This is a genomic window from Oceanobacillus sp. FSL K6-0251 (assembly GCF_038004725.1).
GTDB lineage: Bacteria > Bacillota > Bacilli > Bacillales > Amphibacillaceae > Oceanobacillus > Oceanobacillus oncorhynchi.
The window spans coordinates 2,659,765-2,675,194 of record NZ_JBBORS010000001.1; the positions used below are offsets into that span (position 1 = coordinate 2,659,765).

A 15,430-nucleotide genomic window follows, 5' to 3' on the forward strand; every position below is an offset into this window, starting at 1 on the left:
CCGTATGAGAACACTGGCTCACTTATTTCCCCTGGTTAAAGAATGCGGCTAATTCTTCTTTTGTCCATGTGTTGATTACCGTGGACGGTTTGATCCATCCTTTTCGGGCTGTAGCTACGCCATATTGCATATGCTCAAGCATCTGATAGTTGTGCGCATCAGTATCAATGACAAGATTTACGCCTGCTTCCTGCGCTTTTTTAGCCCATTCGTGGGATAAATCTAAGCGATTGGGATTAGCATTAATTTCTAATGCGGTATTTGTTTCTTTTGCTTTTTCAATCAATTTTTCCAGGTTCACTTTATATCCATCTCTTCTTCCGATTAGTCTTCCTGTCGGGTGAGCAATAATCGAAACATATGGATTTTCTAAGGCGTTAGTCAGCCTGTGCATGATTTCCTCTTCCGATTGTTGAAAACTGGAATGTATCGCACCAATAACAAAGTCCATTTCTTTAAGAAAGTCGTCCTCAAAATCTAAGCTGCCATCTGGCAGGATATCCATTTCCACACCCGAAAAGATATGGAAATCAGCGTACTTTTCATTTAATGCATTAATTTCCTGACGCTGCTTACGAAGGCGTTCTTCATTTAATCCATTTGCTACGCGCAAGTATTTAGAGTGGTCTGTAATCGCCATATAGGAATAGCCCATACTTTTTACCTTTTCAGCCATTTCGTCTAAAGACTGTGCTCCATCACTCCAGGTGGTATGCATATGCAAATCTCCGCGAATATCGGATAGCCGGATTAATTTCTGTTCCTCTGTAAACAGGTCTACTTCTCCTGTATTTTCACGAACCTCCGGAGGAATAAAATGCAGATCAAAATGATTAAAAAAGGCTTCTTCCGTTTCAAACTGGAGCGTCTCTCCTGTTTCTTCCACCTCTACACCATATTCACTGATTTTTTCACCGCGCGACTTTGCCAATTGCCGCATAGCTACATTATGATCCTTTGAACCGGTAAAGTGATGTAAAGTAGAAGCAAATTCCCCGTCAGAAACCATACGAAAATCAACATTGATATCATAAGCTTCTTCTAAAGTGATAGAAACCTTTGTATCTCCGCTTGCAATAACATTTTTGACAGAAGGCAGTGCGATTAAAGCTTCTTTTACCTCGCCTGCATCATCCGTAGCAATGATAAAATCAAGATCCTTTACAGTTTCACGCATACGCCGGATGCTCCCTGCCTGAGAGTAACGGACAATACCCGGAATATCCTCCAGGTAAGCTTCTATCTTCTCAGCAATCGGAAGCATCATTGCTACCGGAAGCCGTTCCGGTCTCTTCCCCGCATCCTCGATTGCTGCAACGATTTTCTCTACAGATTTTTTTCCAAATCCAGGTAACTCTTCTACCTTTCCAGACAGACAAGCTTCTTTTAACGTTTCCGCATCTATGACGCCCAGCTCCTGATAGAGCTTGGATAATTTTTTCCCGCCTAAACCTGGCAAATCTAATAACGGTACAAGCCCGGCCGGTACTTCTTTCTCCAATTCCGCTAAGGTTTCTGAATGTCCAGCTTCGATAAACTCGGTAATTACTGCTGCAGTTCCTTTTCCAATCCCTTTCATCTTTGTAAAGTCATCTATCTCATTTAAGCTGCGGTCATCCGTTTCAATCGCTTGCGCAGCCTTTCGATAAGCGCTTATTTTAAATGGATTTTCTCCCTTCAGCTCCATATAAACAGCTATATTCTCCAGCAAACGAATGATATCTTTCTTATTCATTTTCTTTCACCCTATTCTGTCACTATTTACATAAAACGAAACTTCCTTCCGTGGAGATTTTTCCTTTTCCACGGAAGGTTAGTTAATCAGGAGATGAAGTGACCGTTTTCGCCCATACATATTAAAATAATTGTTCCATATATAGTTAGGGCGAATTACGGACACTCATGCCGTGATAAAACTGACTCAAGCTATCCATGTTAGTTTGAGTCAGTTTTGCTTTCTATACTTGCTAATGACCTGTTATATTATTTGGTCAGAGATTCTGTCAAGTTAAACCATAATTCAAAAATACGATCTGAGAAATATGGTGTCTGTTCAATAATCCGCATTGCCAGAGAAGAACCTTGGATTGCTTCCTGCACTCCGCCGACAGGCGTTAACGCCAGGATATATAAAATAATGAAGCTGATGAGATATATCTCAACAAACCCCAGCGCGGCTCCTAAAATTTTATTGATAAAGCTGATGATGGGTATTGCCGCCACAAAATCCAGCATAGAAGCAATAATCTGCAGAATAAATTTCACCGCAAAAAAGATAAGCGCAAAGGAAATCGCATTATAAAATGCCGATTCGACTGGCAGGTTTTCTAAAAACGCTGACCAGGCTCCATCACCTGAGAGGTCTGGATAAGGAATATATAAGGAAAGTCTTTCTGCAACCGGGTTATAGTACATTACTGCTACAATAAAAGCAACAATAAACCCTGTTAAATGAAATAGCTGAAGAACAAATCCTCTTTTTAATCCCATCATAATCCCAAATAATAGAAGAATAATTATAATTAAGTTAATCATGTTTGTTAGTCCTCTTTCTTTCGTAATGAACCTAAAAGTGTTGCATAATCCTCTTTTAGTTTTAAATAATCGTTCATTGTATTCACAGCCGTTAATACTGCTAAGCTGGCTGTATCTAATTGTTTATTGGCATCATGAATTTCATTCATTTTTTGATCAACTAAATTAGCCACTAGCTGAACATGGCGTTCTGATTCCGTTCCGATAACATGGTATGTCCGATTGTATATTTCAACTGTTACGCGCTGTTTTTCATTGTCTGTCATTTTAACTTCCTCCTGTGTAACGTTGATTCTAGTATATATTAACATGAACTTTGCGGAAAAAGAAGTATTTCAAAATCCCGTTATATTTGCTATAGTCTTAGGTATCCGATGATTGGAGGAATGAAGCTTTGGGCCAAGAAGTATTAACAACATCTGCTGATAAAATCAAACAAATGAAAAAGCATTATCATACTTACTTACAAAAAACACCGCAGGGGGCTGTTTTCCGGGCAAAAACACCTTATGCTGTCATCACAGCATATCATTCTGGGAAGGTTCTCTTTCAGGGCAGCCAGCCAGAGAAGGAGAGCACCCAATGGAAGGATGCATCTGCTTCGACACAAGCAGCTAAAGCGAAGCCCTCTTCAAGTGTGGACACAGCTATTTTTCAAAAAAGTCATATAGGTTCCGATGAGTCAGGAACCGGCGACTATTTTGGACCGATAACCGTTGCGGCTGTTTTTGCAGACAAAGCGCAGCAAGTTCAATTAAAGCAGCTGGGTGTGGAAGACTCCAAACACTTAAAAGATGACGCCATCCACCGTATTGCACAAGAGATCATACAGCTTCCTATTTCATATACCATCCTTAAACTGGAGAATGAGAAATATAATCGCCTGCAGCTTAAAGGCTGGTCGCAGGGGAAGATGAAAGCAATGCTGCATCATCATGCCATTGACAAATTAATTAAAAAATTAGATGGTACAGATTATGATGGAATCGTCATTGATCAATTTTGTGAGCCTGCCGTTTACAAACGCTATCTGCAATCAGAAGCATTAAAGCTTCATGAAAAAACTACTTTTATTACAAAAGCAGAAAGCCATTCAATTAATGTTGCTGCTGCTTCTATTTTAGCCAGAGCCCGGTTCGTAACAGCAATGGATAAATTATCCCAAGAAGCAGGCATTACCTTACCAAAAGGTGCGTCCGGTAAAGTGGATAAGGCAGCAGCCAATTATATAAAAGCTCATGGCGAACAGCAGCTGGGACATGTTGCTAAGCTTCATTTTGCCAATACAAATAAAGCAAAGAAATATTTACACTAAATGAGGTGCTACAATGAATATACCTTTAAAAAACGATTGGGGACAAGTTTTAGAGCAAGAATTTGAAAAAGACTACTATAAACACTTGCGGGAATTTCTAAAAACAGAATACGGTTCTCACACGATATATCCGGATATGTACGATATTTTTAATGCTCTTCGCTTTACAGATTTCCAGGAAGTGAAGGTCGTCATTTTAGGTCAGGATCCTTATCACGGCCCTAATCAGGCACATGGCCTGAGCTTTTCCGTACAGCCTGGTGTGCCAGTGCCTCCTTCCTTAAAAAATATGTATCAGGAGCTGGCAGCTGATGTTGATTTCAAGATTCCCTCCCATGGTTATCTGAAAGAATGGGCTGATCAAGGGGTGCTCTTGCTTAACAATGTTTTGACTGTCCGGGCACATCAAGCACATTCTCATAAAAATCAAGGCTGGGAGCGGTTCACGAATCAAGTAATTGATGCTTTAAATCAGAAGGATCACCCGGTTGTCTTCTTATTATGGGGCGCAGCAGCACAGAAGAAGATAGAGTTGATCGATACCGATAAGCATTATATTTTAAAAGCGCCACATCCAAGCCCTTTATCTGCACACCGGGGTTTCTTCGGGTGCCGTCACTTTTCAAAAACAAACGCTATTTTAAAGCAGGAAAATCTGACTCCTGTTAATTGGCAGCTTTCTTTGACGGTAAATCCTGATAAATAAATCAAGTCTATTTACGCTAAAAGCCGCTGGCACAGCTTCAAAATCTGTGCCAGCGGCTTTTTATATCTTGATCAGGAACGGACATACGATCCAAATTGATTATTTACTTTTTCAACAACCGCCTGATAAGATGTCTCCACTTCATCATCTTTCAACGTACGGCTTGGGTCCTGATACAGAAGACGATAAGCTACAGATTTTTTGCCCTCTTCCATATGCTCTCCCTGATATACATCAAATATAGAGACTTCTTTTACTAACGGAGCTCCTGTTTCCTTAATCACTGCCTGAACCTCTCCAGCAGGAACATCATTATCCAGGATAAAGGCGATATCTCTTGTTACAGATGGATAACGCGGAATATCCGTAAAGGAAGGTGTTGCTTGATGTACAGAAAATACAGATTCCAGATTTATTTCAAAAACATAGGTTTCCTTTACATCAAAATCTTTGGCAACAAGCGGATGAATTTGGCCGACATAGCCGATTCCTTTGCCATTTAATCTGATTTCTGCACAACGTCCCGGGTGCATATCTTCCATTTTAGTCTGTACAAAGGTAACATCTAATTCTAAATGTGCGAATAAGCCTTCCACGATTCCTTTTGCTACATAAAAATCAACCGGCTTCTTCTCTTGCTGCCATGGGTGATTATGCCATAAACCAGTTAACGCGCCGGCAACATGCAAATTCTCAATCGGCTGTTTGGTTATCTGCTCTTCTTCAGAAATGAATACTTTTCCAATTTCATAATACGCTAAATCTGTTTGTGTTCTCGCTACATTATGCTGGAGTACGCGAAGCATCTCTGGAATAAGACTTAAGCGGAGATGGCTGTGCTCCTCACTCATCGGCATTGCTAAACCGACTGTATTAGCAGTCCCTTCCTCCATATCAGGTGTCAGGAATCGCGATGCATCCTGTTTATTTGTTAAGGAGTAGGTTAATGTTTCCATCAATCCGGCGCTGGATAAGTAATTTTTGATTTCCCGCTGCAGCAATTGGACATCTGTTAATCCTCCTGCCTGTACCCAGCCTTGCGGAATCGTATATGGCAGATGATCATAACCATAAATACGAATAACTTCTTCTAAAATATCTTCAAAAATAGATATATCCAGACGGCGCGTTGGAACTTGAACAACAATTTCTTCTCCATTTTTACTGAATTCAAATTGCAGCCGTGCGAGGACAGAGGTCACGTCTTTTTCATCTAACTCCATTCCTAATCGCTGGTTCACTTTCGAAGTTGTAATGGTCACAGACTTCTCCGATTTATCCAATTCATCTACTTCTACAACACCAGCTGCTACTTTTCCGCCAGCATATTTTTGAAGCAGACTGCATGCCCGGATACCGGCGCGTTTCACGCGATTTGGGTCAACCCCTTTTTCAAAACGCGTGCTGGATTCACTGCGCAGGCCGGTCTGTTTGACCGTATGGCGAACAGAAGCGGCATCAAAATAAGCAGCCTCCAGCAGGATATTCGTGGTTTCATCGGTCACCTCAGAATCTGCGCCACCCATGACCCCGGCTAAAGCAACCGGCTCTTTGCCATTCGTAATAACAAGATTCTTCTCATTTAATTGACGTTCCTGATCATCTAAGGTAATCATTGTCTCGTTTTCTTTTCCTTGTCGGATAACGACCTCTTTGGAGCCAAACCGGTCATAGTCAAACGCGTGTAACGGCTGTCCGTACTCTAATAATACAAAGTTAGTAATATCTACAACATTGTTGATCGGACGGATACCAGATGCCATTAAATAATTCCGCATCCATAGTGGCGCCGGCTTAATTTCCACATCTCTTATAACAAATGCTCCGTAATATGGGTTATTTTCAATGGAATCAATTTTCACATCAATATAATCCTCAGCCTGGATAGATTCATCTGCATTCAGGTTTTCATCTGGTAAATGGATTGGCTGATCTAAAACAGCTGCTACATCATACGCTACACCAAGCATGCTTAATGCATCTGGACGGTTCGCTAAAACATCTAAATCTAACACCGCATCATCTAGATTTAACAGCTCCTGTACAGGTGTACCAACCTCTGCATCTTCTGGAAAAACAAAAATCCCTTCTGCGACGTCGGTAGGAATGTATTTTTCATCCAATCCGAGCTCCTGCAGGGAACAAATCATCCCATTTGATTCCACTCCGCGCAGCTTAACTTTTTTGATTTTCATCCCATTTGGAAGCTTAGTCCCAGGTTTTGCAACAGCAACCTTCTGACCCTCTCCAACATTCGGCGCCCCGCAGACGATTTGCAGGGATTCTTCCCCGACGTCTACTTGACAAAGATTTAATTTATCTGCATCCGGATGCTTCTCACAGGATTTCACATATCCCACGACAATATTTTCTACAGCAGGGGCCAGATATTCCACTCCCTCTACTTCAATCCCGGATCGTGTTATTTTTTCTGCTAATTCTTCTGGTGTTACATGATCTAAATTGACATAGTTTCGTAACCAATTATATGAAACAAGCATGTACTCTCCTCCTTCTTCTCTTACGCTTGATGATATTGTGATAAGAAACGGACATCATTGGTGTAAAAATGACGAATATCGTTCACACCATATTTCAACATCGCAATGCGCTCCTGTCCCATTCCGAATGCAAACCCGCTGTAAACAGTGGAATCATAACCGCTCATTTCCAATACACGTGGATGGACCATTCCGCCGCCCAGGATTTCAATCCAGCCGGTATGCTTACAAACCGAGCACCCTTTTCCATTACAAACCTTACAGGATACATCCATTTCAACAGAGGGCTCTGTAAATGGGAAGAAAGATGGACGCAAACGGATTTCGCGGTCTTTCCCGAACATTTTTTTCGCAAACACATCTAATGTACCTTTTAAATCACTCAAGGTAATATTTTTATCTACTACTAACCCTTCGATTTGTCTGAATTGATGAGAATGTGTCGCATCATCAGTATCCCGGCGATACACCTTGCCCGGGCAAATCATCTTGATTGGGCGCTTTCCTTGATATGCTTCCATCGTACGTGCCTGCACAGGTGAGGTCTGTGTACGCAAAAGCAATTCATTTGTAATAAAGAAGGTGTCCTGCATATCCCGCGCCGGATGGTTTTTCGGTAAATTTAATTTCTCAAAATTGTAATAATCTGTTTCTACCTCGGGCCCTTCTTTCACTTCATAGCCCATGCCGATAAACAAATCCTCAATTTCTTCCATAATGCTTGTTAATAAATGTCTGCCGCCGACATGAACCGGATTTCCAGGCAGTGTCACATCGATGGTTTCTGTTTCCAGCTGCTCATTTAAAGCTTCTCTTTCTAATTTTTCTGTTTTAGCTTCCAATGCCTCTGTAATGGATTCCCGAACATTATTAGCAAGCTCGCCGATAACCGGGCGTTCTTCCTTTGATAACTTTCCCATACCGCGAAGAACGGTCGTCAGAGAACCTTTTTTTCCTAAGTATTTCACTTTCATCTCCTGTACAGCCTGGCTGTTTTCTGCCTTTTCAATAGCTGCGAGAGCCTCCTGCTCTATCGCCTGCAATTCTTCTTTCATCGTCCGAAATACCTCCTTTTAATCATTTCCTGTGTTTGATGGACTTTTTTAAACATAAAAAAGCCCCGTCTCCCAAAAAGGGACGAAGCTATATGGTCGCGGTACCACCCTTGTTGACTGGATAAACCTATCCAATCCAACTCTTGCCTCATAACGGATGGCGTCCGAATCACCTTTACATTTTGGTATGGTCCAAGTGTCCGCTCCAGAGTGAAACGTAATTGCCGACATGATAGAAATGCTTCCAGTCAAGGCATCTCCTCCCTAAATCATTTATACAGGCAGTTACTTGCTCTTTCATTGCGTTTAGTTGTTTGTTCTTTTCATAACAAAAGAACGTATCATTTACTTTATGATGTATTACAGTTATTATAGAAAAATTATCGCTGCATTGCAAGGTTAATTCTTTAAATAATATAGCAACACGCCTGCTGCGATGCTGACATTTAATGATTCTGCCTTTCCGAGGATGGGAATGGTTACCCGTTCATCCGCTTTTTCCAACAAGGATTCCTTTACGCCGGCTCCTTCATTCCCAAAAATAAGCGCTATTTTTTGCGGGATTGGGAGATCTTTGTAATTCTCCGCTTTTTCTAATGCTGTAGCCCAAACACGGTAATCAGCTTCTTTCAGCCGCAACAGCTTCTCTTCCAGATCAGCATGTATAATTGGTAAATGGAAAATGGACCCTTGTGTGGCACGAATCACTTTATCATTATACAAATCGACACAACCGCTGCCAAGGATAATTCCATCTGCACCCGCAGCGTCCGCAGTACGTATGATTGTCCCTGCATTCCCCGGGTCTTGGACGGCATCCAATAAAACAACTACCTCTCCGTTCACTGCTTCTTCTTTCTTTATTTCAACGACAGCCATCATCCCTTGAGGCGAAGCAGTAAAAGAAAGTTCTTTAAACACCTGTTTGGTGACCTCAGTAACAGGAAGATGCTTTGCCATATCCGGCACAGCAACCTCTTCGGAAACAATAAGCTCCTTTACTTCCCAATCGCTCGTCAGCGCTTCTTCTATTAAATGCTCCCCTTCAACCAAGAATGCATTCATTTGCTTTCTATATTTTCTTTGGTGCAGCTTTTTTAAACCCTTTATTTTCTCATTCTTCACAGATGTAATCACTTTATTCATCCTATCCAATTTTAAATTCTAACTACATCATACATAAATTCACAACTTATGGTCAAACTACTTTTAATATCACAATTAAAGGAGTGAACAGGAATGGATTTAAATATCCGTAAAGCAATTTACGCTAACATATCAAATAATAATCAAGAACAATTAGAAGCAACCATTGTGGATGCCATTAATAATGGAGAAGAAAAAATGCTTCCTGGTCTCGGGGTTCTTTTTGAATTGATTTGGAATCATTCAGATGAAAGTAAAAAACAGGAAATGATATCTTCCTTAGAGGATGGAATTCAAAGCGATTTATCCTAATTGACATCAGTTATATCTTTATTATGTCATCCTAAAAAGCATGCCGCTCTCTGAATGAGAAGCCGGCATGCTTTTTAGGATGTTTCAAAAATTTTAATCCATTAAGAAAAACCAATAATACCGCTTGGTCTTTAAAATATCGGTGTTCTTGCCAAAGAGATGTCCGCTGCGGGAAGTCGATTTCCGCGGGCAACGTTCAGCCGCACGGTAAGAAAACCGCTTCCTGCTCAGGTCTACCTGTTGCTTTTCACGCAGGAGTCGACAACATCCGCTCCCATCTAAGTGGAATTATATTTTATTTGCTATTTTACAAGGAAATAACGCAAATTCTAGTGACGGTTTTGATGGGGCGAGTAATCGCAGTCCCAGTGGGAAGACCCCGCAGAAAAAAAGCGTACTTCTTTTTTTCTACCCGCAGGGCTTAAGTGCGACTTTGCTTCTGTCTGCGCCTGTCGGCTTGCCAATCAGCAAGTCTTCTTTAAAGGAGATGAGCTCGGGGCCTATGGAAAGCGTAGTGTTTTTCTGGGGTTGCGATTACTCACCCCACCATAACCCGTCGCAGCGGTCGCATGAACCTGACAACATTGAAGATTACTCCCTCAATGAAACCCATTGGAGCGGATATATTCAGCATTTTTTATATACTTTCTTGTTTTTTCGAGAAAAAACAAGAACACCACTTGATTTTTAAAACATATAATTCGACAAATTTAGCAAACTTTGAAACCTTTTCCTGTTTCGTTCCGTAGAAAATAGTAGAATAAAAGACAGCATGTTTTGACAAAAACTGCTTCCAGCCTGTTTATTTTTATCCTATTTAGGGAATAGGAAATCAAGCTCAGTCGATATTTAGTCTTAAGAACCAAGGCTTGAAACCGATTGACTACTTATTTCTTTAATGTTATAACAGGTTAGGGTCATTTTTCATCGTATAAATTTTTGATTCTAATTCTCAGCTGATGAATATAATTTATAGTATGAAAAAGATACAGTAGCCTGGCAAAACTACATACGCTGAGCTTTTATTGACCATTCTAAATTGTGCAAATTGCGCAAATATAGTTTCAAGAAAGGAGCATGAACTTTGGTAGAAAATAATGAGGAACAACCAAAGAAAAAAGGAATTTCAAAAGGAATTATTGCTATTATTATTGCTGTAATCGTCCTCGCCGGCGGTGGTGCAGCTGCATTTTTCCTAACAACATCTACACCTAAAGCAACCTATTTCCAAGCTGAGAAAAATTCAATTGAACAACTGCAAGATTTTATGGAAACACGATATGAGGATGAATATAATTGGTATGAACAATCCATGGAAAATCCTGTTTCCCAAAACGTGAGCCTCGGTTTAAACCTGGAAGGACTTGAAAATCAAGGCTATATAGACCCGCAAATTGCAGCGATGCTTTCAAACGCTGAGCTTGCATTCCATTCAGAGACAGATATGGAAAACAATCAGGCTTCTACGGAATTATCCGTAAATGTTGCTGGCATGAACTTCGATGGGCTGGCAGGTTATGTAGAAGGCTCTGATGTGTATGCAGAACTTCCTTTCCTGGAAGAAGTACTTAAGATTTCTGATGAGGATATCGGCAGTGTATTGGCTGAAATAGATCCTTACACATTCACAGGCAATGAGCAACTAGGAATTGAAGAGCTGATGTTTGAAAATGATGGTCAGCTATTAACAGATGAAGAGAAAGAATACCTTCAGGATGAATATGTCATGTTCATTTATGATGAGCTTCCAGACGATGCATTTGAAAGTGAAAATGAAGACGTAGAAGTAAATGGTGATTCAATCAGCGCTGAGAAAATCACGATGAATCTTTCTGAAGATCAATTTAAATCTCTAATCACTTCTGTTTTAGAAAAAATGAAAGGTGACGAACAGTTTCAGGAAATTTTAAGCAATCAGCTTGAAAGAGCTGGAAGCACTCCATTAGAAGACCCCGAAGTCTTCCAACAGCAGATTGATGAAGTATTAGGAGAATTTGACAGCGCCATGGATCAAGGCATTGAAGCAGTAGAAAACTTCCAATTCCCTGATGGCGTCCAATCTACACTTTGGGTATCTGATGATAAAGTTGTCCAACGCGACTTCTCTATCAGTCTAGCACCTGAAAACGAAGATCCTGTTACTTTCAATTTATCCGGCGGCCAATTATTTAATGATGATCAGATTTATTTTGACCATACATTAACAATGGGCGATGGATCTGAAGATGTAACGATGGCGTTCAATGGAGATTTCCAAGGAACTGGAGACTCTGTAACAGATAATGCTAACTTTAGCTTTTCATTTGACGATGGCTACATGCCAGTTGAATTCGCTGGTACGTATACTGGCGATGAATCGTTAGATGGGTCTACTCGTGATTTTGACCGTCAACTGCAATTCACAGTAGAAAATGAAACAATAAATCTTGGCTGGACTGGTGACTCTACCTACGATGGCGACCAAATGAGCTCAAACAATAATATTGCATTAGATTTCCCTGGATATGTTGAAAATGTTTCCATGGACATTAATTCTGAAGGTGCAGTTATCGATGCGGTAGAAGGTGTTGATACATCAAATGTCGTTGACCTCGGCGCCATGTCTGCCGAAGAACTGCAGCAATACTTCGAAGGTGACTTCAGCAGTCAGCTTGAACAATGGTTAATGCAGTTTGGCCTCTAAGCCAGCATTTGAAAGACTGAATTAGAAAGAAAAGAGTGTGCATGATCATGATTTTTCTAAAGCAAACTGGGCTTTTTATCAAAAATCATATACGGCAGCTTAAGAGGAAGTGGTATTCACTTCCTCTTCTTTTCATATTTCCGCTTGCGTTGGCGGGGCTTATGATGGTGATTGTTGTCAGTTTTTTTTCCCAGGATGAAAATGAAGCCATCCAATTAGGTTTAGTTGATTTAGATAATTCAACAGAAACAGAAATGATGGTGCAATTATTAGAACAGTCCTCAGGCTTTATTGATTTTTTAGAAGTCAATCAATTATCCGAGGAAGAAGCTATTGAACAGATTGAATTAAACAATTTAAGTACATATATCGCTTTTCCGGAAGGCTTTATTCAGGATTTATATCAAGGATACTCTGTGGAAGTTCCCATCGTCGGCAATAAAAAACAGCTGCTGGAAAGCTACATGATGAATGAAACGCTGCAGAGCGTTGTCCGTCACATTCGTTCCTCGCAAGCTAATATTCTGGCAATCAATTATTATGCAAAACAATTTGAAATGGACGATGAAGAAAGAAATGACTTTGTTTTCGAGCAGTTCCAAGAGTTTTTAATGTATACTGTCGGCAGAGACCAGGTCATAAGGGAACGAACCTTGTCCAATCAGGCAAGTTCCTCCCCTGTTGCTTATTTTAGCTTGGGAGGCTGGTTTATTATCAGCAGTCTCTGGCTCTTTTCGTTATATTATTTTTTCACAAAAGAAAATCCGGCATTGATTAGTCAGCGTATTCGTTTGTATGGAGCTACACAGCTCAGGCAAATGCTCGCTAAGATAATGGTTACGCTCGTACTCTCCCTTATGTTAGCCTGTCTGTCCTTTTGGGCATTACTTTCTTTTTTAAATATAGAGCTGAATCAAGAAAATATTGTTCGCTCTTTCATACTTATTATTTTGTATCAAGTTGGGTTTATTATCTGTTTGGCCATTTTTGAAGTGCTTATTTCTTCTTTAAAATTAAGACTGCTCACACAGATATTATTTACATCCATTTTGATAATATTTAGCGGCGCACTGATTCCGACGCTATACTTTCCATTAGGAGTTCAGGATTATCTTCCCTACTCTTATGCTTATAACAGTCTTTACTGGCTTCAGGAAATTGTACTTAACGGGAGACATTATGCCGAATATACTTCCAGCCTTCTGCTAATTGGAGTTTTATTATTTATACTGCTGGGACTTTTAAGCTGGAAGGAGCGCAGAAGCATATGATGGATATTCTGACGACACGTTGGCTGCATTTGAAAAAGCAGCTTGTATCTATATTATTTTGGGCAATCTCACCTATCCTTTTCACCTGGCTGCTTCTTTCTGGTACAGAGCTTATTCAAAACCAAAGCTCGATTCCAGTTGGAGTTATACTGGAGGAAGAAACAGAGATGGCAATGCAGTTAAGAGAAAAGCTCGATTCCTCCGATCTCATTCGTGTAGTAGACATAGAGAATGAAACAGAAGCAAGACAAATGGTAGCGACGCATGAGCTGGATAGTGCATTTATTATTGAAGAAGGATATGAAGATGCTATTCAGGCTGGTCAGCGCAACCGGCTGATTACAAGTTACCAGACAGATTTATCTATGGGTTATACACCGGTTGTAGAAATGATTGCTTCCTTTGTTCAAGAGGATAGCGGAAAAGCCAAAACAGCATATACCATTATGGATTTAGGGGAGGCTTTAAACAGTTCATCCATTCTCTCTTTTGATGAAATAATGAATGAAATTTATTCTATTGAAGAAAGTGAGAATCTGATTTTCACTAATTTCACTTTGCTTGGAGAAGACACTGAAACCGATGAAGGGTTTTCTTTATTCCAAAACCCATGGGGCTTATGGTCCGTTTTTTCACTTTTATCTACCTTCTTTTTATTTGATTGGCTGATAAAAGAAAAAAATGCAACAACCCGCATCCGTTTCATATTTAATCGTTTTTCTTTTCCAACCTATTTGCTGTCCAACCTCCTTCTTTACAGTATGGGGTTATTTGTATTAGATATGCTGACATGGGGCATTTTCCATATTTTATATGACGAAGGCTTTAGTATATCGCAATTAGTTTATCTAGTCAGTTTTCGTGTAACGGTTTGTATGCTTGTTTTTTTGACAGGATTAGCTTTTAAAAAGCTGCTCCCCTATTATATAACTGCTGTTTTGATTATTTTAGTAACGATAATCATCAGCGGAATTATATTACCCATGGATGGGGTTTATAAACATTTCCCTTGGGTTGCATATGCAAACCCGTTAAGACAGATTGTTTATGAAGAGATATGGAGCGGCTGGACATTTATTGCACCAATTTGTCTCATCGTCTGGTATGTGAAAGGAGTTTTTGGCAATGCAGCTGGAAATTGAAAAAGTATCTAAATCATTCGGAAAAAAGAAGGTGCTTGAAAATGTATCCTTCCAGGTAGAATCCGGCGAAATCATCGGTTTGGTTGGAGAAAATGGCGCGGGAAAGTCCTCTCTGCTCCGTATTTTAGCAACAATTTCAAAAGCAAATTCAGGCAGTATACGTTTAGGTGAATGGACATACGGAAAAAATCGAAAACAGCTTCGCAGAATTGTAGGATTTGTCCCTCAAGATATTGCTTTGTGGGAAGACATGACTGTGAAGGAAAACATGATGTTTTTCGAAAAACTTTCATGGGTCCATCGCTCAAAAGAAGAATTAAAAAAGCTTTGCGAGGATATGGAGCTATTTAAATGGAATGAACCTGTTCATACATTATCCGGCGGAATGAAACGTAAATTAAACATGGCTATCAGTCTAATCCATAATCCGGAATTGCTGCTGCTGGATGAGCCGACCGTGGGTATTGATTTACGGTCCAAAAAAGAAATAGCTGGTTATCTGAAACAAAGAGCGACGGTTGACCATAAAATGATTATGTATACCTCTCATGATATGGATGAAATTCAAAGTATCTGTGACGCTGTCGTGTGTATTGGAAATGATCCATTCTACGAAAATTTATTGCGAGAAACAAACATGAAAATAATTTCTATATAATATTGCTTAAAAATTGTAAAACAGATAAAATAGAATTAGTTAATGTGCGTGAAACTAAAAATTTTTAGTAATAATTATTCATTTTATATCGTGATTACGCAGGATA

The 15,430-nt window shown here is 40.0% G+C and carries 14 protein-coding genes; 7 read left to right on the plus strand and 7 right to left on the minus strand.

Annotation, left to right across the window (positions count from 1 at the left end; genetic code table 11):
• Nucleotides 1–22: 22 nt before the first annotated feature.
• The 3 genes from polX to zapA all read right to left on the minus strand — a co-directional run bounded on the left by polX (nt 23) and on the right by zapA (nt 2,801).
• The gene (gene polX / locus MKY45_RS13385; protein ID WP_042534450.1) at nt 23–1,735 is read right to left on the minus strand and encodes a DNA polymerase/3'-5' exonuclease PolX; all 1,713 of its coding nucleotides are present in this window, start codon (nt 1,733–1,735) and stop codon (nt 23–25) included.
• Nucleotides 1,736–1,983: 248 nt separating this feature from the next.
• Nucleotides 1,984–2,535 carry a CvpA family protein gene (locus MKY45_RS13390; RefSeq protein WP_042534452.1) on the minus strand — a complete coding sequence of 184 codons (552 nt, stop codon included), beginning with the start codon at nt 2,533–2,535 and terminating at the stop codon, nt 1,984–1,986.
• 5 nt (nt 2,536–2,540) lie between these two features.
• Complete coding sequence (zapA, locus tag MKY45_RS13395; protein WP_042534454.1) at nt 2,541–2,801, minus strand: cell division protein ZapA; 261 nt, start codon at nt 2,799–2,801, stop codon at nt 2,541–2,543.
• Nucleotides 2,802–2,929: 128 nt separating this feature from the next.
• On the opposite strand from zapA, the gene rnhC reads away from it, so the two are divergent.
• Complete coding sequence (rnhC, locus tag MKY45_RS13400; protein WP_042534455.1) at nt 2,930–3,850, plus strand: ribonuclease HIII; 921 nt, start codon at nt 2,930–2,932, stop codon at nt 3,848–3,850.
• Between the two features lie 13 nt (nt 3,851–3,863).
• Nucleotides 3,864–4,556, plus strand: coding sequence for a uracil-DNA glycosylase (locus MKY45_RS13405; RefSeq protein ID WP_042534457.1), 693 nt, complete (start codon nt 3,864–3,866; stop codon nt 4,554–4,556).
• 71 nt (nt 4,557–4,627) lie between these two features.
• Here the strand turns inward: MKY45_RS13405 and pheT are convergent, their stop codons facing one another.
• The 4 genes from pheT to MKY45_RS13425 form a co-directional block, all read right to left on the minus strand.
• A complete protein-coding gene (gene pheT, locus MKY45_RS13410) occupies nt 4,628–7,057 on the minus strand; it encodes a phenylalanine--tRNA ligase subunit beta (RefSeq protein ID WP_042534459.1) in 2,430 nt (809 codons plus the stop codon).
• Nucleotides 7,058–7,077: 20 nt separating this feature from the next.
• Nucleotides 7,078–8,112 carry a phenylalanine--tRNA ligase subunit alpha gene (pheS, locus tag MKY45_RS13415; RefSeq protein WP_042534461.1) on the minus strand — a complete coding sequence of 345 codons (1,035 nt, stop codon included), beginning with the start codon at nt 8,110–8,112 and terminating at the stop codon, nt 7,078–7,080.
• Between the two features lie 48 nt (nt 8,113–8,160).
• Entirely contained in the window at nt 8,161–8,364 is a 204-nt protein-coding gene (locus MKY45_RS13420) for a hypothetical protein (protein ID WP_341173011.1), read from the minus strand.
• Between the two features lie 147 nt (nt 8,365–8,511).
• Nucleotides 8,512–9,249 (minus strand): TrmH family RNA methyltransferase, encoded by a 738-nt coding sequence (locus tag MKY45_RS13425; protein WP_341173012.1) that lies wholly within the window; start codon nt 9,247–9,249, stop codon nt 8,512–8,514.
• A 102-nt stretch (nt 9,250–9,351) separates the two neighbouring features.
• Between MKY45_RS13425 and sspI the strand changes: the two genes are divergently transcribed.
• The 5 genes from sspI (at nt 9,352) to MKY45_RS13450 (ending at nt 15,324) form a co-directional block, all read left to right on the plus strand.
• The gene (gene sspI / locus MKY45_RS13430; RefSeq protein ID WP_042534468.1) at nt 9,352–9,570 is read left to right on the plus strand and encodes a small acid-soluble spore protein SspI; all 219 of its coding nucleotides are present in this window, start codon (nt 9,352–9,354) and stop codon (nt 9,568–9,570) included.
• 1,084 nt (nt 9,571–10,654) lie between these two features.
• Nucleotides 10,655–12,253: a DUF6583 family protein gene (locus tag MKY45_RS13435; RefSeq protein ID WP_193064809.1), complete on the plus strand. Its 1,599-nt coding sequence runs from the start codon at nt 10,655–10,657 to the stop codon at nt 12,251–12,253.
• Between the two features lie 47 nt (nt 12,254–12,300).
• Nucleotides 12,301–13,524, plus strand: coding sequence for an ABC transporter permease (locus MKY45_RS13440; RefSeq protein ID WP_042534473.1), 1,224 nt, complete (start codon nt 12,301–12,303; stop codon nt 13,522–13,524).
• Entirely contained in the window at nt 13,521–14,666 is a 1,146-nt protein-coding gene (locus MKY45_RS13445; protein WP_042534476.1) for an ABC transporter permease, read from the plus strand. The genes MKY45_RS13440 and MKY45_RS13445 overlap by 4 nt, the downstream gene beginning before the upstream one ends.
• Nucleotides 14,650–15,324 (plus strand): ABC transporter ATP-binding protein, encoded by a 675-nt coding sequence (locus MKY45_RS13450; RefSeq protein ID WP_193064810.1) that lies wholly within the window; start codon nt 14,650–14,652, stop codon nt 15,322–15,324. Before MKY45_RS13445 ends, MKY45_RS13450 begins: the two co-directional genes overlap by 17 nt.
• Nucleotides 15,325–15,430: the final 106 nt, after the last annotated feature.

Bases quoted from the DNA above. Each gene is read 5' to 3' on its own strand.
- sspI (WP_042534468.1), top strand. From the start codon at position 9,352: ATGGATTTAAATATCCGTAAAGCAATTTACGCTAACATATCAAATAAT.
- MKY45_RS13405 (WP_042534457.1), top strand. From the start codon at position 3,864: ATGAATATACCTTTAAAAAACGATTGGGGACAAGTTTTAGAGCAAGAA.
- MKY45_RS13390 (WP_042534452.1), bottom strand. From the start codon at position 2,535: ATGATTAACTTAATTATAATTATTCTTCTATTATTTGGGATTATGATG.
- MKY45_RS13450 (WP_193064810.1), top strand. From the start codon at position 14,650: ATGCAGCTGGAAATTGAAAAAGTATCTAAATCATTCGGAAAAAAGAAG.
- MKY45_RS13445 (WP_042534476.1), top strand. From the start codon at position 13,521: ATGATGGATATTCTGACGACACGTTGGCTGCATTTGAAAAAGCAGCTT.
- zapA (WP_042534454.1), bottom strand. From the start codon at position 2,801: ATGACAGACAATGAAAAACAGCGCGTAACAGTTGAAATATACAATCGG.
- MKY45_RS13440 (WP_042534473.1), top strand. From the start codon at position 12,301: ATGATTTTTCTAAAGCAAACTGGGCTTTTTATCAAAAATCATATACGG.
- pheS (WP_042534461.1), bottom strand. From the start codon at position 8,112: ATGAAAGAAGAATTGCAGGCGATAGAGCAGGAGGCTCTCGCAGCTATT.
- pheT (WP_042534459.1), bottom strand. From the start codon at position 7,057: ATGCTTGTTTCATATAATTGGTTACGAAACTATGTCAATTTAGATCAT.
- polX (WP_042534450.1), bottom strand. From the start codon at position 1,735: ATGAATAAGAAAGATATCATTCGTTTGCTGGAGAATATAGCTGTTTAT.